This window comes from Caldifarcimen microaerophilum, from assembly GCF_055387105.1.
Map to the genome: position 1 here is coordinate 534,993 of NZ_AP038914.1, position 18,784 is coordinate 553,776.

Here is an 18,784-nt window from a genome sequence, read left to right on the forward strand (position 1 = left end):
GGTCAGGGACGTGTGTCCACAAGATGCCGGGAGCGCAGTTCCTGAATCAGGGTCTCCCGGCGTTTCATGCGCTCATGTTCCATAAAAAAGGCCCGGATACGGTCAAGGGGAATGAGGACATCCTCCGCCCGGGTCACATCGGTGATCCGCACCAGCACCCAGAAACTGTTGAGCCGGAGCGGTCCCACCACCTCCAGGGATTTCTCCGGCACCGGAACACGGGACCAGAGGGATTCCGGAAGATGGCTCACCACCCACTCGCCCAGCACCACATCTTCGGCAAAGGTATACTGGGTCTCCGGCACCCGATCCAGGGCATCGCCAATCCCCGAAAGGGCCCACCGGCGCTTCAGAATGCTCTGGATCCGCGGGGTTTGCGTGCTGTCTTCATAATACACCGCCACCACCGTCGCCCGAACCCGGAAAAGATCCCCGTATTGCTCAAGAAACCGGGCAAAGGCTTCCTGCGACACCGCTTCCCGGGACAGGTCCTCCAGGAGCCAGCTGGCCACCGCCGACACTTCCACGAGCTTCAGCTTTCGGCGGATGTCCGGACGCTCCAGATAACCCCGGGCAAGGGCTTCCTCATACAGGGCCACCTGGTTCTTCCACTCCTCCACCACCTGTTCCTGCTGCTCCCGGGAGAGCTTCGGGAAGGGAATGCCATACCACACAAGGTCCGAATCCGTCACCACCACATGCTGACCCACCACCACCGGTGTGCCCTTCGGCTCCACGTTGTCCTCACAGGCGGCGAGACCCACGACCAGAAACCCCGTCGTTGCCCATCGAAACCAGTTCATCCACCCGTTCACCGAGCACCTCCTGATTGGCTCGCACAAAGAAAATCTGTCCCTTTCTCACCCGGACGCGATCAAATCCTTCCCGCGCCGCACGGATTCGCGCACGTGCCAGACCCAGGAGCACCTCCACCTCCCGGGGTGGGGGACCGAACCGATCCCGCAATTCCTCCGCAAGCGCCTGAACTTCCTCCTCCGTGGTGGTTTCAAACAAACGGCGATACACCACCGTCCGGGTGGCTCCGTCCGGGATATAAGTATCCGGGATGAAGGCGGAATCTTCCAGCGTGACCTCCACCTGACTGGGGCGCTTCCCCGAAAGGAAAGACACCGCCTCCTCCACCAGACGGAAGAACAGACCATAGCCCAGCGCGTGGGCGGTGCCGTGCTGGGCAAGCCCCAGGAGATTTCCCACCCCCCGCTGCTTCATGTCCATGGTGGCAATGGCCATGCCGCTTCCCAGATGGGCGTATTTCCGGAGAACCTCCAGGCGGGTTCGGGCCTTTTCGCTCGCCTTGCGATCGTGGAAAAAATAGGCATAGGCCTGCCGGGTGCTCCGCCCCACCCGTCCCCGCAGCTGATGGAGCTCCGCAAGACCGAAGAGCTCGGCTTTCTCCACGATCAGGGTGTTGGCTTCCGGGACGTCCACGCCGGTCTCGAGCAGAGCTGTGGCCACCAGAATCTGGATGTCCCCGGAGAGAAACCGGAGGAACACGTTTTCCAGCTCCTTCCGGCTCAGCTTCCCGTGGGCGAGCCCCACCCGCACGCCGGGAAACCAGTCCTCCATCATACGCTTCCGTTTCAAAAGCCCCCGGATCCGGTTGTACACATAAAACACCTGCCCTCCCCGACCCAGTTCTTTTTCGACGGCATAGCGCACAAGGTCGGGATCCCACGCGCCCACAAAGGTGGCCACCGGCATCCGTCCCCGTGGCGGGATCTCCATCACCGAGAGATCGTAGATTTTGCCCAGGGCGGCATACAGCGTGCGGGGGATGGGGGTTGCGGTCATGCGCAGGGTGTCCACGGTGGGATACCGCTCCCGGAAAAACTCCTTCTGTTTCACCCCAAACCGGTGTTCCTCATCAATCACAAGGAGCCCGAGGTCGCGAAAGTCCACCCTTTCCTGAAAGAACACCCGGGGGGTGGCAATCACGATGTCCACCATGCCCTGCTTCAAGCCTTCCAGAATCACCCGAACCTGCCGGTCGGACTGGAATCGGGAGATCACCTCCACCCGGAAGAGTTCGCCCAGCCGATCCCGGAAGGTCCGGTGGTGCTGGAGGGCCAGAAGGGTGGTGGGCACGAGCACCAGGACCTGCTTTCCGTTCCACACCGCCACCGCCGCCGCCCGAACCGCCACCTCGGTTTTTCCAAACCCCACATCTCCGGCGAGGAGGCGGTCCATCGGCCGGGAAGAGGCCATATCCTGAAGCACTTCCTGAAGGACCCGGGTCTGATCGGGGGTTTCGTCATACGGAAAGGTCCGGGACAGATGCTCCAGGAGATCCTCCGGAATCTGGAAGGCAAAGCCGGGCTGGATTTGCCGGAGGGCGTGGATTTTCAGGATGGTCTGGGCATAGGCCAGGATGTCCTTCTCAAACTTCCGCCGTCGCAGGAGCCATGAGGTGCTTCCCAGGCTGGACAGGCGGACCCGATCCGGATCCTCCACCGGATAACGCTCCAGAAGGTCCAGACGGTGAACGGGAACGAACACGGTTCCGTCCCGATAGATGAGTTTGACCGCATCATAGGTCTTTCCGGCGTGTTCGATCCGCTCCAGTCCGGCAAACCGGCCCAGGCCATAATCCCAGTGAACCACCACCTCGCCAGGTTCCAGGCGATGGGGGTCCTCGATGCGCTCACCGAGGCGTTTCCGCTTCTCCACCACCAGGGGATAGATCTCTCCGGCCGAAAGGAGAACCACGCCGGCGTCTTCCAGCACCGCGCCCTCTTCAAACAGCCCTTCGTGGAACTCCGCCACTCCCTCCAGTTCTCCCACCCAGGGGAGTTTTCGCTGCGAGGGAAGAAGAAAGAGCAGAACCCGAAAGCCCGCTTCCCGCATCTTTCGGGCGAAGGCCACCAGTCGGGCGGGATCACCTCCGGAGGGCGGGGTGGGATGAACCCCGTCCTGAGGTCCCTCCTGAAGTCTCACCCTTCGGGGCTTCACCGGTGTCTGTCCGAGATACAGCAGGAGTTCAGGGAGGTTGCCTTCGCTTCGCTGGGTGAGGGGGTGAAACCGGCGAAGGGAGGCGATCACCTCCCCGTCCACCTCCAGGCGCACCGGGTCCTCACCCCCCCGGGGGAACACGTCCAGGACACTCCCCCTTCGGGCCCACTGCCCCTCTTCCACCACATAGTCCACCCGTTCATAGCCCGCCCGGGTGAGGCGTTCCCCGAATTCCCAGGGATCCAGTTCATCCCCGGGCCGGAGGAACCACTTTTCCGTGGGCATCAGGAGTTCCGGGAGATCCTCCCCTTCCCGGAGAAGCAGGACGTTTTTCCGGGTGGGGAGAAGGGAAGGCTCCCGGGGATCCGCCAGGAAAATGCCGGGAAATGCTGGAAGACTGCGGGAAAGGGCGAGGTGGAGGGCCGAGGAAAGCCCTTCCAGCACGAGCACTTCCCCTTCCCGCGCCGCATTCGCCACCCACAGGGCAACCAGACCCTCCGGCCACCCCGTCCGGGGCGGATGGGAGGCAAGCCAGGTTCGGAGTTCCTGCCGCTCGCGCACACGCATGACGTTCAGGGATATGATACGGTGCGGTGGATGAACGGGGAAGACCGACCCGTCCAGAAAAACGTTAACGTTTACCATTTTTGGGTGTATCATAGGGGGCTGGGAGATGGGGAAATCTCCAGTCCTGTGAACTTCAAGGAACCGTGTTGAAGGTCCAGGAATCGGAGAGTATCTTTAGGCAGAATGTTGCGAAAGGAGGTTAAGGCATGGCTGCTCTGAAAACGTTTCGGATACATGAAGAGGACTGCGAAGAGTACGTAGATAAGGATGCACTAAGAAAACACCGCGGACAAAACACCCTGTGGGTTTCTGTCAAACAACGTCTCTCAGAACATCTTCCGCACCTGGATGACTTCAACGCACGACCCTGGAATCCCCGTTCTGATTGGCTTATGCTGCACTTTTACAATCCTAACATAAAGGTTCGTTCGGACTCTGACTGGCAAAACCAGGCCCATTTCTTTTTCTCTCGAGATAAAGATGAACGGATCATCCGTTTCGGAACTATGGTAGAATGGCCCACCCAAAATCCATCCGATGGTCGCGATGCGGATCGTCTCGTGAAGCATGTAAAGGCGGGCGGAGAATTTGTGGATGTGTTGCATGAGAAACTTCAAAATCTATATAACCTTATTCGAATGCGACTTCCTTCTGATATTGCGGGAAAGGTGATTATAGGTGGGAGAAAGAATGAAAATGGCGAACCGATCGAGGTCAACATAATTTTCGACACCCGGGAAACGCAAGCTGTGTCAAAGGAGAAAGTTCAAGAACTGCTGCGTAAATACGTTGCCAACGAAGAGGGTGAGCCCATCCTTGGCGGAAATAAACCTTACAACGCCTGGCTCGTTGGCATTGAGATGTCCTGCAATGACGCGGTGCGGCTGGATGAACAGGCGGAAAAATCCGGAAGAGGGCTGGTCGAGCTCGTCGCCGAAACTTTTGTCACCCTCTGGCCGCTTTTTGAGTTTCTCTGGCCAGAAGATGTCTGGAACAGGGCCAGCAATCCGGGTCATGCTGGAGAGGACTTGAAGGCACAAAAGATCATTGAACACGTGAAAGAAGCCGAAACATTGCTCAAAAGCTTTCCCCCCAACCTGATCCTTGCAGGTCCTCCCGGAACCGGCAAGACCTGGACAGCCAGGCTGATTGCCTATTATCTCATCACCGGAAAAATCCCCGATCTGGAAAGCAACTGGCAGGAAGAACTGAACGACGATACATACCGTGACCGGTGGGCGCTGGTTCAGTTCCATCCCGCCTACCACTACGAAGACTTCATCCGCGGCATTGAGGTTAGGGTCAAAAAAGAGAACAAAGGGAACGAGAACAACGAGAACAAAGAGAACAACGAGAGCGGTAAAGAGAACGGTCAGATCACCTATGAGATCGTGGACCGGGTTTTCGCGAAAATGGCCAAAAAAGCCCGTGAGGATGAGAACAATCCCTACGTCCTCATCCTGGACGAGATCAACCGGGCCAATCTCCCCGCGGTCCTCGGCGAACTCATCTATGCCCTGGAATACCGGGACTCCACGGTGAACACCCTTTACGGTGGTAAAATTACCGTGCCGAAAAACCTCTATGTGATCGGCACGATGAACACGGCGGATCGCTCCGCCGGGAGACTGGACTACGCCGTCCGTCGGCGCTTCGTCTTCATCCCCATGCCCGCCGATCCAGAGAAGGCTTCGCCCTTTGCCCAACCGCTCATGGAAGCGGTGAACCGGTGGATCGAAGACAACGCTGCCCCCGACATCGTGCCGGCCGATATTGCCGTGGGACACACCTATTTCATGGGCGATCGGGACACCGTCGCCTTCAAATTCCTCTATCAGGTGGTCCCCCTGCTTGCTGAATATATCGCCGACGGCTTGGTAAATGCGGAGCGAGAAGGCAGAGGTTTTCATCTTTCTCTCAAAATTGGGGGCACTTCTCACGAGTTTATTATCCAAGGGGCGCAACTTTTTGAGAAGTCTGGAGTACCTGTGTCCGAAGAAAAGGTCAAGGAGCTGTTTCAGTGAACTTCGTCACGACGAACGCCCTGTTCAAAGGAACGGCTCATGGTGATCCGTGGGTCAGGTGGCGCCTGAATGGATCGATTTTGCGTTACTGCACTGTAGCTACTCGAAAGTGCGGTGGTGGAGCATAAGCCCACAAACACAGGAGGTTTATGGTGAACAACGTATGGTACATTCAGCTCCATCCAAACAAGAAATACAGACCAGATTGGTTTAAGGATTTTAAGGATAAGGAAAATAAACCGGTGTTTCAGAGTGGGGCCGAAGCCGTAAAACACTACGTCGAAAAGGATGGTGTGATCGGCATGGGAGTCTGGAAAAAAGGCCGAGACGATGTTGAGCGTTTCACAAAGAAACTCAAGCCAGGGGATCTCGTTTTCGTATGGTATAACGATGAAGGTGGAACGTGGTATCAAGCTATTGTGAAGGTACGCGATGACAAGGTTTATCTGGATCGATCCAAGAAGGAAAGTCTGGAAAGTCCGGAAATTCTGGAACAACTTGAAGTAAAGGTCGAGAAAAAAACAGCTCCAGATGGGGTATGGTTCCCGCTTTTTCGGTCTGTTGAAGTGATTGCTTCCTGGGATGAAAAACGCATTGACTACCATCCACAGGGGACGTTTGCTCTCATCCAAAAAGAGGAGGTAAAGGCTCAAATCAAACAGATCTTGAAACAGGCAGAACAGGAGAAAAATCTTGAGAAAACACGGGCCCTCATTGACCGCTTCCCCAACCTCATCCTCTCCGGTCCGCCCGGAACCGGCAAGACCTGGACCGCCAAACAGATCGCCTACCTTCTCATCACGAGAAAACTTCCTTCCGGAAACTGGGAGGCCGAACTGGAGTCGGAAGAGATCCAGAAACGCTGGAAACTGGTGCAGTTCCATCCCGCCTACCACTACGAAGACTTCATCCGGGGCATTGAGGTCAAAACCAAGAACGGTCAGATCTCCTATGAGATCGTGGACCGGGTTTTCGCGGAAATGGCCGAAAAAGCCCGGAAGGATAAGAACAATCCCTATGTCCTCATCCTGGACGAGATCAACCGGGCCAATCTTCCCGCGGTCCTCGGTGAACTCATTTATGCCCTGGAATACCGGGACTCCACGGTGAACACCCTTTACGGCGGTGAAATCACTGTGCCCAAAAACCTCTATGTGATCGGTACGATGAACACTGCGGATCGCTCCGCAGGACGCCTGGACTACGCCGTCCGCCGGCGCTTTGTCTTCATTCCCATGCCCGCTGATCCAGAGAAGGCTTCGCCCTTCGCCCGCCCGCTCATGAAAGCGGTGAACCGGTGGATCGAAGACAACGCTGCCCCCGACATCGTGCCGGCCGATATTGCCGTGGGACACACCTATTTCATGGGCGATCGGGACACCGTCGCCTTCAAATTCCTCTATCAGGTGGTCCCCCTGCTTGCCGAATACGTCGCCGACGGCCTGGTGAACACAAACAGAGACGGAACCAACATCCCTCTCACCCTTGTAATGGCAACGGAGACGGAGAAAAAAGAGTTTTTCATTCGGGGCCTCACACTCCTCGATAAGGAGAAAAAACCGGTCACCGTCGATCAGGTGAAAGAAGAACTGCTGAACGGGAGAAAATCCGAGTACCCCTGAGAAATTAAAAACAGCTGGAGGCCTCCCGTGATCCTTTCCGTGAAAGAATATGAAGCCATCCAGGACATTCAGATACGCATTGAATCATCCCTCGACCACGAAAAAGAAACACACGTAATCCTGACGTACAGCGGAAAAGAATTCAGGTTTTCCCTTCGTGATCTGGATAACCCTGAGGAAAACCCGCTCGGTCTGGAGCTTGCTGTGGAGGAAGAAAAGGGGGAAGTGAACCTTCGCGCTTCGTCCCGTGTGGGACTCATGCCTTTGCCGGGAAACCGGGACCTTTATCTTCGGGTTTTGCCGAAAATGGAGCATCTTGACGCTGCGGCCATGTTGATGGACGTGCTTGGTCATCCCGTGGCGCAAAAGCACGTTCAGCAAAAGATAACTTATGACATCCGGGTGGATCTCCCTCCAGTGGAGGTGAAAGAGGTCCCGTCTGTGTATTTGCCCATGCTTCTTCTTGCCTATCTCCATACATTGAATCCTCTCGTTCACCGTGGGCTTGAAAAGGGTTACCGCGTGAGGGATCACACCCTTCGGGGAAGGGTTCGGGGCCGGATTCTGGTGGGGGCAACCCTTCGACAGCACCATCTTCGGGGATACCGGGATCGGGTGGAAGCCCGGATTTTTACTTTTGAAGAGGATACCCTCGAAAACCGCATTCTCTATGCCGCGCTTGTGAAAGCCGAACACGCCCTCTCCATCCTTTTGCCAAAAGATTCACGGGTGAGGGACCTGATCCTGCGCCCCAAACAGGCCTTTCTCGAACGAGTTTCGCTCGTGCGCATTCTGCTTTCCGATCTGGTGCAGGCTCAAACAAGCCGTATCCGCCCCGACTACCGCGAGGCCCTGCGACTGGCGGGAGCCATTCTCCGTACGCTGGGATACGACCCCCTCGCCCATCACGAAGATATCCGTGTGCGCCGGGTTTATCCCTTCTGGGTGGATATGAACGAACTGTTCGAGCGGTATGTGGAAGTCAAACTCCGCAAGCAAGAAATTGCGTTTCCTGTGGGTGAAAAAGAAATCCGGGATTACGAGGTCTATGCAGGATATGGCCAGGGAGGCGGGGTTGAAACGGAAGTGAAGAAATTGCGTCCGGATTTTGTGATCGCGTGTCAAAACGGGGATCTCATGATTGCCGATGCCAAATACAAACTCCGGTATAACACGGATCGAGACACCCTGAAAGAAGATCTTCAGCAGATCGCCCTGTACGGGCGAATCGAACCCGAAGAACTTTTCAAGCAGTACACGGGGAAAGACCGGGGTTCCTCGAATCACAGGGAGTGCCCCATGTATCTGTGGATTCTCTATCCTGCCGAGGGCGATCAACATCCGGCATTTTTCCATAACTTTGTCCGTATGGGAAAAATTCCGGTCAAGGTTCCTTTACGCCCATAACGGAAGGGTGGAAGGGTTTTTTATTCCCTGATGGGTTCGTCTTTCATGATCTCGCCGTCCCGGATGTGGAGCACCCGCCGGGCGTGCCGGGCCACGTCCGGGTCGTGGGTCACCAGGATGATGGTCCGGCCCTCCCGGTTGAGTTCATCAAACATCTCCAGGATGGATGCACCCGTCCGGGTGTCCAGGTTCCCCGTGGGCTCGTCGGCAAGGAGAATGGACGGGTTGTTCACCAGGGACCGGGCGATGGCCACCCGCTGGGCTTCTCCTCCGGAAATCTCAAGGGGCGTGTGGTCCGCCCGGTGAGCCAGCCCCACCCGTTCGAGGAGTTCCAGCGCCCGCCGGCGGCGCTCCCGGGCCGGCACACCCGCATACATCATGGGAAGTTCCACGTTCTCCAGCACGGTGAGCCGGGGCAGGAGATTGAACCGCTGAAACACAAACCCGATCTCCTCCCGGCGCAAACGTGCCCGTTCCTCATCCGTGAGAACAGACACCTCCACCCCCTTCAACCGGTAGGCCCCCGACGTGGGGGTGAGAAGGCACCCCAGGATGTGCATCAGGGTGGACTTGCCCGAGCCCGACGGCCCCATGATGGCCACGTATTCTCCCTCCTCCACCGAAAAACTCACCCCCCGCAGCGCCGGGACGTCCACTGTCCCCCGGCGATACACCTTCACCAGGTCCCGGGTTTCCAGCAGGATCACCGTCTCCTCCGGGGCATGCCGACCTTCCGACGAGGGCCTTGCCGGGTGGAGAGCTCCTCCATCTCCACCTGGACCGTCTGACCTTCCCGGAGTTTTCGCTGAACGGAGGACGGCCCCACCACCACCGTATCCCCTTCCGCAAGGCCTTCTTTGACCTCCACAAAAAGATCCGCCCGGAGACCCGTCCGGATCCAGACCTTCTGAACCCTGCCACCGGACACCCTCCACACAAAGGCGCCCTCACCGTCTTTCCCGATGGCGGCCCGGGGAATCCGGAGCACGCTGTCCAGACGTTCCACAAGGATTTCCGCGCGGGCGTTCATCCCCGGAAAAAGCCCCTCCGGGAGATCCTGCAGTTCAATTTTCACCGGAAACACGGTTCCTTCCTGGGAGCTCTGGTTGAAAAAGTCCTGGGGGATCCCGGCGAGGGCTGAAACCTTTCCCCGGAGGGGGCGCCCCGGCAGGGCGGTCACAAACACCCGGGCCGGAAGACCCGGACGGAGGGTGGGCATTTCCGTCTCGTCCACCAGCACCTCCGCATAATACCCCCGGGTGTCCGCAAGGACCATGAGCACGTTTTCACTCACGTTGAACCCGGTGGCGATGGCCTGGTCCCCGGGTTCCTTGTAGACCCGGAGGACCACGCCGGAAAAGGGCGCCCGGACCACCGTTTTGGAAAGGCGCACCTTCGCCTCTTCCAGGGCATAGGCCTGGGCTTTGAGCTGGGCTTCAAGGGCCCGGAGATCGCTTTCCAGGTTCTGGACATCCACGGGCGAGACCAGAGAGTCCGCCAGAAGTTTCTTCGCCCGTTCCAGATCCCGCTGGAGCTTGCGAAAACGGGCGCTGTCCGCAAGGAGCTGGGCGGAAAGCTCCAGCACCCGCGCCCGGTATTCCGAGGGATCAATCACCAGCAGGGTATCCCCCTCCCGAACGGTGTCCCCTTCCTTCACCCGCACCCCGAGAATTTTTCCACTCACGTCCGGGAGAATCTCCGCCTCCTGAACGGCGTGGAGCACGCCCTCCACTTCCACGGTTTTCTCAAGACGGCCCCGCTCCACCACCGTCACCCGGACGGTGACCTCCTTCCCCCGGAGTTTGCGGACCCCCAGGCCCGCGATCAAAAGAAGAACAAGCGCACCAGCAATCCAGACAATCCGTTTCATCGCATCACCTCCCAGGCACGCCGTGCACGGTGAACAAACCGCTGGGCACGAAAGCCGATCCAGGCTTCCTGTGCCTCCAGATATTGATCCTGAACCTCCAGGAGCTCAAGAAGGGAAACCTCCCCCAGGGCATACCGTTTTTCCGCGAGCTCCCGTGCCCGTTTCGCCACGTCCAGCGCGGCATGGCGCTCTTCTTCCTGCACCGCAAGAAGACGCTCCTCCCTCGCCAGGCTCCGGGCCTGCGTCAGGGCTGAAAGATAGGCCGAACGGGCCTGAAGTTCCGCAAGGCGCGTGTTCGTCTTCCGGCTCCAGAGTCCAAACAGATACCGGTCCAGCGAGAACTGAAGGGAAATCGTCCATCCGTCCATATAGCGCTGGTCCCGTGTGAGGTCCGACCAGGCCGGAAGGTCATACGCCGATTTGCTCCAGGTCCATTCCATGGAAACTTCCGGCAGGAAGGAGGCCACCCCGGCAAGGAACGAAAGGCCCGCATAGAACCGGGACTTTTTCGCTCGCACATACCCGGGCTCCCTCTCGGGCAAAGGGAGGGGAAGATCCTCCAGATCCGGAGGGGCGAGGGTGTCCCGGAGTTCCTCCAGTCCCAGAAGGGCCGCAAGTTCGTCCAGGGCGTCCCGGGCGTTTTTTTCCGCCTCCTGGAGGCGGGTCTGAGCCTGGAGATAGGCGTATTGCGCGTTGAGAAGATCCAGTTCGGTGGCCGCCCCCAGCTCCATCCGTCTCCGGGTGGCACGGAGAGCCAGTTCCGCGCTTTCCATCCGGGCTTTCCGGAGTTTCAGGGCCTCCTGGGCCTGCCAGGCGCGGGCATAGGCCTGGGCCACCTGGACATACAGGTTGTATCGCGCCTGCCGGCGGGCCAGCTCCTGATCCGTCAGGCGGGCCCGGGCCTGGAGGGCTTCTTCGATCCACGCCGGAGAAAAGAGGACCAGGCGCAGGGAAAGGACGTGGCTGTAATACCGGTCCGGTGCAACGGGAAGGGGAAGGCTGGGCGGGGCGGTGAAAGCGCTGGTGTAGCGTGCGGACACGCTTCCCCAGGGAAGAATCCCGGTCACGCTCTGAACAAAGGCAATCCGGGCCTGCTGGACCTGGACGTCCGGAATCTGTCCCTCCGGTCCACGAAGGGCCTGCTCCCAGGCCTGTTGAAAGGTCAGTGTCACCAGAAACATCAGCACCGTGTTCCGACCTCCGGGTTATTCGTAACTCAGGGCTTCCACCGGATCCAGACTGGCGGCCCGGCGGGCGGGATACACACCGAAAAAGAGGCCCACCACCGTGGAGAATCCCAGCGCCACCAGGACGCTCCACAGGGGGACCGCCGCGGGGAGGGGCGTGAACACCTCCACGAGTTTGGCGATGCCGATCCCCAGGGTATACCCGATGGCCCCCCCGATGGAGGTGAGCACCACCGACTCCACCAGGAACTGATACAGGATATCGTTCCGAGTGGCACCCACGGCCATCCGGATCCCGATCTCCCGAGTGCGCTCCGCCACCGACACCAGCATGATGTTCATGATGCCGATCCCTCCCACCAGCAAAGCCAGGGAGGCAATGCCGATCATGGCGGCAAAGATCCCCACGGTGATCTGGCGGAAGGTCCCGATCAGGGCTTCCTGGGTGTTGATGGCAAAGTTTTTTTCTTCCTGAAAGGAAAGACCCCGGCGGATGCGGAGAAAGTCCTCGACCTCCTGAAGCATCCGCTCCAGCGGGACCTCCGGGTTCTGCTTCAGAGCAATGGTCACATAGCCCCAGGCCCGGCCCCACAGCCCCCGGGGGCGGGGGAAGATCCGGGTGCCGGTGGTAAAGGGAACATACGCCACCGCGTCAAAATCCTGCCCCAGGAACGAACCCCTGCGGTCCAGGATGCCAATCACCCGGAAATGGCGGCCTTCCAGCGTGACGTATTCTCCCAGGGCCTGATCCGGCGGGGTGTCGGGAAACAGTTCGGTGAAGGCCCGATAGCCCAGAACGATGACCTGTCGGCGAAACAGGGTGTCTTCCTGATCGAACACCCGTCCCGCCAGGAGGTTGTATCCCGAGGCGAGGGGGAAGTCGTCCGTGGTGGCGGTGACCTCCACGCTGACGGAGCGGGTCTCCCGCTGGAGGGTCCGGGACCGTCCCCAGATGTTCACATAGGCCTTCTGAACGGACGGCAGGGTCTCCAGCGCCCGGGCATCGTCCACGGTGAATTCGGGGCGCCGGGCATATTCCAGGAGTTTCTGCCGGTCCGGCCGCCCTCCCATCAGGAACCATTCCCGCTTGGACACATAGACCAGGTTGCCCCCGATGGCGGAAAAGGATTCGCTCACATAGCGGTTGATCCCCTCCACGATGGAAACCATGGCGATGACGGAGGCAATGCCGATCACCACCCCTAAGGTGGTGAGGACCGCCCGGAGTTTGTGGGCGGTGAAACTCCGCCAGGCCGTTTGAAAATAGAGCAGAATTCGCATGGGGTCTCCGGTCCGTCCGATACAGTCCTAAAGATACACACCCACCGCCTGACCGTCAAGCATCCCGCCGACCGGAGAGCCTTCCCGGAGCGCGTCTCCCTCCACGAGACCCACCCAAACAGACCGACCGGTCGGAACGAATCTGTGGCCAAAAATCGAAACATAATGAACCTTATGTCATGGTGGGAGGTCCTTCCCGGAAAAACGGGGGCTGGAATAGGTCCGTTTCGTCAACACAGCCGATCTCATCATCCCCTTCCGGCGAGGTGGGCAGAAAGGGAATGCAATATGTGCATAATGCATGCATATAGACCTGGGGCATAGCGGGGAATGTCCACGGATCGAACAGGGCGTGAATCATGGCGCCTCGGGATGACCCGGATCTGGCTGCACCACCTGTACTGTCGATGGATAATCGTGTGTGTGGGGGGGACACGGTGCAACCTCCGGGAGATGGCTGCAATACGGAGAGACGAGCCATAAACGGTGAACCCGTGTCCGGGATCCGGGGAAGAACACCCGAACGTTTCAACTCCCAGAAGGGCAAAACTTTCGTGATCACCGGCGCCAACGCGGACATCGGGTATGGGGATCTTCGTTTCAAAACGGGAAGACGAGCTTAACAAGTTGTGGAGAAAGTAATCCCTCGACCCCCTTTTCGGGGATCTAAAAAATGTAATGCATGCCCCAAAGCCGAAAAACCAAGCCTTATGGGTACCGCTTTTGATGACCTTCTGCGCTCCGAAATCCGACGGCGCAACCCCCGAGCTATTGAACATCGACTCATCGGAGATCACGACGCGGAAAAAGTGAATCATCTTCATCTCGCCAGGAAAATCGTAAAATCTAACTCAAAATTCCTGAACTACTCGTTTCCGCACAGTGTTTTTCACACCCCCAGCCGGTGAAAGACACCCTCCGGAAGGGCGCGAAGAAGGGCCATGATGATTCGCCAGCGCCACGGCGTATAGAGCACCGAAGGGCGTCCCCGCCGGATGGCCCGGTGAACATCCCGCGCCACCACCTCCGGATCCACCGCAAGCAACCCGGTGTTCAGGTGCTCCGTCATCTTCGTGCGGACCACACCCGGCTTCACCGTGATCACCTTCACCCCCGCCTTCCCGAGACGCCCCCGCAGACCGCTTGCAAAGGCCGATAACCCCGCTTTGGCACTGCCGTACACGTAGTTTTTCTTCCGCCCCCGATCCCCCGCCACCGACGAAAACACCACCAGCACCCCCCGCCCCTGCGCCTCCATCCGGTTCGCAAGGTGATGGAGCACCGAAACCGCACCCAGAAAGTTCACCTCCAGAATCCTGCGGGCCTCCTCCCAGTCCTGCTGAGCCTTTGCCTGATCTCCCAGCACCCCGAAGGCCACCACCCCCACGTCCACCGGTTCCTCAAAAAGTTTCGTCACGAGGTCTCTGTGGGTTTCATAGGCCGTTGCTTCAAAGGGATGGACCCGGGCTTCTTTCCCGAAACGGACGGCGAGATCCCGGGCAAAGCGCTCCAGATATTCCGTGTCCCGGGAGAGAAGGTCAAACCCCACGTCTTCCTCAAGCGCCGCCATCTGGCGCACCAGCGCCTGCGCCATGTCGCTTCCCGCTCCGAACACTACGACCCGCACAGTCCCACCCTCCGTCCAAAATCGGAACACAGCACCCCTTTCGGGTCCATCCGGGCTTTCCACTCCCGGAAGGCTTCCACCCGCTCGCCATACACCGCCTCGAGAAGTTCCGGCGTGAGAAAGGCGTCCTTGGTGAGGTAGACCTGGCCTCCCGCTTCCGCCGTCTTCTCATACACCCGGCGGGCAAACCCCTCCAGTTCCGGAATCCGCGGATAATCACAGGCAAGGGTCCATCCGGGTCTGCCAAAGCCCAGAAGGCCCCGGCTCTCTCCCATCCGCTTGAGCACCACGAGATAGGGCAGGACCGGACTTTCCTCAAGGAGAAGTTTCGCGAACGCCTCCACCCGCTCGTCCGGCACCACCACCTGGATCTGAGCCATCCCCTCGGGACCGTAGAGGCGGTTCCAGTGGGCAAGCCCGTCGAGGGGATAGAAGAAGGCGCGGACATCCACCAGACCCTCCCGATCCCCCCGGGTGTCGTAATACCAGGCGTTGTGAAGGCGGATGAGTGCCGGTGTCAGGATCCGTTTGTGAAGGTCCGGCACGGGGAGGGCGCCGGTCGGAACCGGTTGGAAGGCGGGTTTTCCGGGAGGAAGTTCGGAAGCCGGAAGGTGGTCCCCGAAGAAGATCACACCCCGGCCGAAGCGGGGCCCCCGGGCAAACCCATCCACCCAGGCCACCGCATACCGGTGGTGGGGATCGCCTTCCCGCATGGCCGAAAGGAGGCGTTCCAGATCCTCCACCCTTCTCCGGCGCATCCAGATCCAGGAGGTGCCCACCCCCAAGAGTTCCAGCTCCATCTCCAGAATCACGCCCAGAAGTCCCAGACTCCCCGCAAGGGCTTCAAAGGCCGAATCCTCCGGGGTGAGGTCCACCACCCCCTGCGCGGGAAACCACACCCGGACCTTCCGCACCCACCGGGCAAAATCTCCATCATGGTGGTGATTTTTCCCGTGAATGTTGCTTGCAAGCGCACCCCCCAGGGTGACCTCCATCGTTCCTGGCGTCACCGGAGGAAACCAGCCCCGGGCGAGGAACACGGTGAGAAGATCCCGGAAAGTAACACCCGCCTCCGTCCGGAGGATGCCTTTTCGTTCGTCAAAGGACAGGAGAAAGGGGTGGCGGGTGAGATCGGCCACCCGGTCGGCCAGGGCCTGATCCGCATAGCTCCGGCCCTTTCCCCGGGGAATCCACCCCGCCGGAATCTTTTCCAGCACCTGCCACCGACGGACAGGAACAACGGATGCTCTCCGTGGGGGGCTTCCCCAGCCCCGGATCACCCGTTCCACAGACTCCATAGCACAATCCCCGCATACACAAGTCCGGCCAGCAAAATCCACGGATCGGTGAGAAGATCGTCGGAAGGTTCCCCGCGGTTCAGGTTGTGGGTGAGATGGTAATACCGGAACACCCCGAACACCGCCACGGGAACGGTGTAGACCATGCCCGGACGGGCGTGCTGGATGGTGTAGAGGGTATAGACCACCAGTGCGAGTGAAGCCGCGAGGAGCATGAGCTGGTCCAGATAATAGACGGTATACATCCGGAGGGCCTTCCGGTGCCGGGAGGCCTCCCCTGAGAGCAAAAGGATTTCGTGCCGGCGTTTGCCCAGGGCAAAGAAGAGCGCCAGGAAAAACACGGTGAGGAAGAGATACACCGAAACCGGCACGTCCACCGCCACCGCCCCACCGTACACACGAAGGAGAAACCCGGCTGCCACTGAGAACACGTCCAGAAGGGGGAGATCCCGGAGGAGAAAGGTGTAGAGCAGGTTGTTGGCAAAGTAAAGGAGCACCACGAAGAGAAGGTGGCCGGACACGCTTTCGGCCACGACAAAGCCCACAACCAGGAGAAAGGCCGAAAGGGTGATCGCCTGCTGCACCGAAACCGCGCCCCGGGCGATGGGGCGCCGGCGTTTCACAGGATGAAGCCGATCCGCCTCCCGATCCGCCACATCGTTCAGGATATACACAGACGAAGCCACCAGCGAAAAGGCAAGAAAAGCCAGGATCACCGGAACGAGATACAGGGACCACTCCGCGGGCGGGCGACCGAACACAAGGGGCACCACCACCAGAACGTTTTTCACCCACTGATGGGGACGGAGGAGCTGGAGAAAATCCCGGAGCCCCGCCCTCATCCCCCCGTTTCCCGGCGATAGATCTCCAGAACCCGGTTCAGGATGGATCGGGTCACTGGACCGGGTTCTCCCTCACCCACCGGCGTGTCTTCCACCCGAACCACCGGCACCACGTGGGCGGTGGTGGAGGCGAGAAACATCTCGTCATAGGAAGGAAGGTCAGCCCGCCGGAGGGGGGTCTCCCGCACGGGAATGTCCAGATCTCTGCAGGCTTCTTCCACCACCTGCCGGGTGATCCCCGGGAGGACGGGCGTGGAAGAGGGAGTGGTGAGCACCGCTCCGTTGTGGACGGCAAACAGGGTGGAGGAGGATCCTTCCACGAGTTGCCCCTCTTCTGTCACGAACACCCCCTCAAAGGCGCCCTTCAGATGGGCTTCTCCTTTGGCCAGCACGTTGGGAAGAAGCTGGATGGTTTTGAAGTGCACCCATTTCCACCGGATTTCGGGGAACACAGCCACCGACACGCCGCGGGTGTAGATCTCGTCCGGATATCCCTCAAAGGGCCAGATGGCCAGAAACCAGGTGGGTGGTGTGTCGGGCGAGGGAAAGGCGTGGCTGCGGGGAAACTGGACCCCCCGGGTGACCTGAACATAGATCAGCGCTTCCCCTTCGGGGGATGCGTGTTCCAGCAGACGATCCACCAGTTCACGGACCTCGTCCCGGGATTTCCAGAGATCCAGCCGGATCCCCCGGGCACTCGCCTCCAGCCGTTCCAGATGGGCTTCAAGTCGGAAGGGATGGCCGTTTCGAACCCGGATCACCTCATAGATCCCGTCTCCGAACAGAAACCCCCGGTCCATGGGCGAGATCCGGAGCTGATCCAGGGGTGCCCACACCCCGTTGAGATAACCAAAGGCGTTCATATCCGTTCACTCCAGGTGAAAGGCGGGATATTGTATCCCGGCACCAGGTTCAGGGTGTCCACCCCGATCCACCAGTTATCAATGAGCCGGGCGGGTCCCACGTGGGCGGCGATGGCCAGAAGGCTTCCCCGCTCCACCCGTTCCACCGGTTCAAGGGTTCGCCCGTGCCGAATGTCCACATAGTCCACCGCCCGCACCCCCGGTGTGGATTCAAGCACGTTCCGGACTTCCTGACGCATCCGTTCCGGATCCGTCTCTCCACCCTCGAAAAGCTCCTGCGCCCTCAATAGCCCGCGATAGAGGGCAAGGGAAGCCTCCCGTTCCTCCGGGGAAAGATACCGGTTCCGTGAACTCATGGCCAGCCCGTCCACCTCCCGGATGATGGGCATGGACACAATGGTGGTGGGAATGTTGAGATCCGCCACCATCCGCTCGATCAGCCGCCACTGCTGAAAGTCTTTCCGACCGAAATACGCCCGGGTGGGAAAGGCAAGGAGCAGGAGCTTGGTCACCACCGTCGCCACACCCCGGAAATGGCCCGGGCGAAAGGCACCGCAGAGGGGCCGGGACAGCTCCGTCACCTCCACATAGGTCTGGAATCCCGGGGGATACATGCTTTCGGGGGTGGGCATGAACACCAGGTCCACACCCAGGGCCTCCGCCTTCCGGAGGTCCCCTTCCGGATCCCGGGGGTAACGGGACAGGTCCTCATTGGGTCCAAATTGCGTGGGGTTCACAAAGATGGAGATGCTCACGACGTCGTTTTCCTCCCGGGCGCGGTGAAAGAGGGAGAGATGTCCGTCGTGGAGGGCGCCCATGGTGGGCACAAACCCGATGGTCTTTCCCTCCATCCGGAGACGGAGGGAAAGGTGCTGAAACTCCTGTGGATCCCGAATCACCTGGATGGCCATTGGATCACCTCGAGTTTGACTTTTCCCGTTCCATCCCGGACAAGACCGATGGCCTTCGCCGCACCATAGGAAAGGTCCAGAATCCGGCCACGCTTCCAGGGGCCCCGATCGTTGATGCGGACCACCACGCTCTTGCCGGTCTTGAGATAGGTTACACGAACCAGGGTCCCGAAGGGAAGGGTTCGGTGGGCCGCCGTGAGGGCATGCATGTCAAACACCTCGCCCGATGCGGTTCTCCGGCCGTGGAATTTGGGGCCATACCAGGAGGCGATGCCCACCTGAACATATCGGCCTCCCGCCTCGGCAGGCGGCATG

The 18,784-nt window shown here is 59.6% G+C and carries 15 protein-coding genes and 1 pseudogene; 3 read left to right on the forward strand and 13 right to left on the reverse strand.

Going from position 1 to position 18,784, the window contains the following annotated elements:
• Positions 1-2 precede the first annotated feature (2 nt).
• Together AC6HU3_RS02490 and AC6HU3_RS02495 are read right to left on the reverse strand one after the other, a co-directional pair.
• On the reverse strand, positions 3-815 hold the full coding sequence (locus AC6HU3_RS02490) for a hypothetical protein (protein WP_497474374.1): 813 nt from the start codon (positions 813-815) through the stop codon (positions 3-5).
• Positions 745-3,537 carry a DEAD/DEAH box helicase gene (locus AC6HU3_RS02495; protein ID WP_497474376.1) on the reverse strand — a complete coding sequence of 931 codons (2,793 nt, stop codon included), beginning with the start codon at positions 3,535-3,537 and terminating at the stop codon, positions 745-747. The genes AC6HU3_RS02490 and AC6HU3_RS02495 overlap by 71 nt, the downstream gene beginning before the upstream one ends.
• A gap of 206 nt (positions 3,538-3,743) precedes the next feature.
• Here AC6HU3_RS02495 and AC6HU3_RS02500 point away from each other — a divergent pair, with 206 nt between their 5' ends.
• Positions 3,744-5,561 carry an McrB family protein gene (locus AC6HU3_RS02500; RefSeq protein WP_497474377.1) on the forward strand — a complete coding sequence of 606 codons (1,818 nt, stop codon included), beginning with the start codon at positions 3,744-3,746 and terminating at the stop codon, positions 5,559-5,561.
• Here the strand turns inward: AC6HU3_RS02500 and AC6HU3_RS02505 are convergent.
• The gene (locus AC6HU3_RS02505) at positions 5,555-6,214 is read right to left on the reverse strand and encodes a hypothetical protein (protein WP_497474378.1); all 660 of its coding nucleotides are present in this window, start codon (positions 6,212-6,214) and stop codon (positions 5,555-5,557) included. The genes AC6HU3_RS02500 and AC6HU3_RS02505 overlap by 7 nt on opposite strands.
• A gap of 12 nt (positions 6,215-6,226) precedes the next feature.
• Here AC6HU3_RS02505 and AC6HU3_RS02510 point away from each other — a divergent pair, with 12 nt between their 5' ends.
• Both AC6HU3_RS02510 and AC6HU3_RS02515 read left to right on the forward strand, forming a co-directional pair.
• Positions 6,227-7,183: an McrB family protein gene (locus tag AC6HU3_RS02510; RefSeq protein WP_497474380.1), complete on the forward strand. Its 957-nt coding sequence runs from the start codon at positions 6,227-6,229 to the stop codon at positions 7,181-7,183.
• A 27-nt stretch (positions 7,184-7,210) separates the two neighbouring features.
• A complete protein-coding gene (locus AC6HU3_RS02515; protein WP_497474382.1) occupies positions 7,211-8,590 on the forward strand; it encodes a 5-methylcytosine restriction system specificity protein McrC in 1,380 nt (459 codons plus the stop codon).
• Positions 8,591-8,610: 20 nt separating this feature from the next.
• Here AC6HU3_RS02515 and AC6HU3_RS02520 read toward each other — a convergent pair whose 3' ends face one another.
• The 10 genes and pseudogenes from AC6HU3_RS02520 to AC6HU3_RS02565 all read right to left on the reverse strand — a co-directional run.
• Positions 8,611-9,291 carry an ABC transporter ATP-binding protein gene (locus tag AC6HU3_RS02520; RefSeq protein WP_497536277.1) on the reverse strand — a complete coding sequence of 227 codons (681 nt, stop codon included), beginning with the start codon at positions 9,289-9,291 and terminating at the stop codon, positions 8,611-8,613.
• Positions 9,292-9,293: 2 nt separating this feature from the next.
• Entirely contained in the window at positions 9,294-10,460 is a 1,167-nt protein-coding gene (locus AC6HU3_RS02525; RefSeq protein ID WP_497474384.1) for an efflux RND transporter periplasmic adaptor subunit, read from the reverse strand.
• Entirely contained in the window at positions 10,457-11,641 is a 1,185-nt protein-coding gene (locus AC6HU3_RS02530; protein ID WP_497536278.1) for a TolC family protein, read from the reverse strand. The genes AC6HU3_RS02525 and AC6HU3_RS02530 overlap by 4 nt, the downstream gene beginning before the upstream one ends.
• Positions 11,642-11,665: 24 nt before the next feature.
• Positions 11,666-12,928 carry an ABC transporter permease gene (locus tag AC6HU3_RS02535; RefSeq protein WP_497474385.1) on the reverse strand — a complete coding sequence of 421 codons (1,263 nt, stop codon included), beginning with the start codon at positions 12,926-12,928 and terminating at the stop codon, positions 11,666-11,668.
• Between the two features lie 889 nt (positions 12,929-13,817).
• On the reverse strand, positions 13,818-14,555 hold the full coding sequence (locus AC6HU3_RS02540; protein ID WP_497474387.1) for an SDR family oxidoreductase: 738 nt from the start codon (positions 14,553-14,555) through the stop codon (positions 13,818-13,820).
• Complete coding sequence (locus tag AC6HU3_RS02545; protein WP_497474389.1) at positions 14,543-15,853, reverse strand: FAD-binding oxidoreductase; 1,311 nt, start codon at positions 15,851-15,853, stop codon at positions 14,543-14,545. The genes AC6HU3_RS02540 and AC6HU3_RS02545 overlap by 13 nt, the downstream gene beginning before the upstream one ends.
• A complete protein-coding gene (locus tag AC6HU3_RS02550; RefSeq protein WP_497474391.1) occupies positions 15,832-16,695 on the reverse strand; it encodes a decaprenyl-phosphate phosphoribosyltransferase in 864 nt (287 codons plus the stop codon). The genes AC6HU3_RS02545 and AC6HU3_RS02550 overlap by 22 nt, the downstream gene beginning before the upstream one ends.
• A complete protein-coding gene (locus tag AC6HU3_RS02555; RefSeq protein ID WP_497474393.1) occupies positions 16,692-17,558 on the reverse strand; it encodes an aminotransferase class IV in 867 nt (288 codons plus the stop codon). Before AC6HU3_RS02555 ends, AC6HU3_RS02550 begins: the two co-directional genes overlap by 4 nt.
• Positions 17,555-18,463, reverse strand: coding sequence for a pantoate--beta-alanine ligase (gene panC / locus AC6HU3_RS02560; protein ID WP_497536279.1), 909 nt, complete (start codon positions 18,461-18,463; stop codon positions 17,555-17,557). Before panC ends, AC6HU3_RS02555 begins: the two co-directional genes overlap by 4 nt.
• A pseudogene (locus AC6HU3_RS02565) lies at positions 18,454-18,774 on the reverse strand (septal ring lytic transglycosylase RlpA family protein); the annotation flags it as partial. The pseudogene AC6HU3_RS02565 and the gene panC, both read right to left, overlap by 10 nt.
• Between the last annotated feature and the right edge of the window lie 10 nt (positions 18,775-18,784).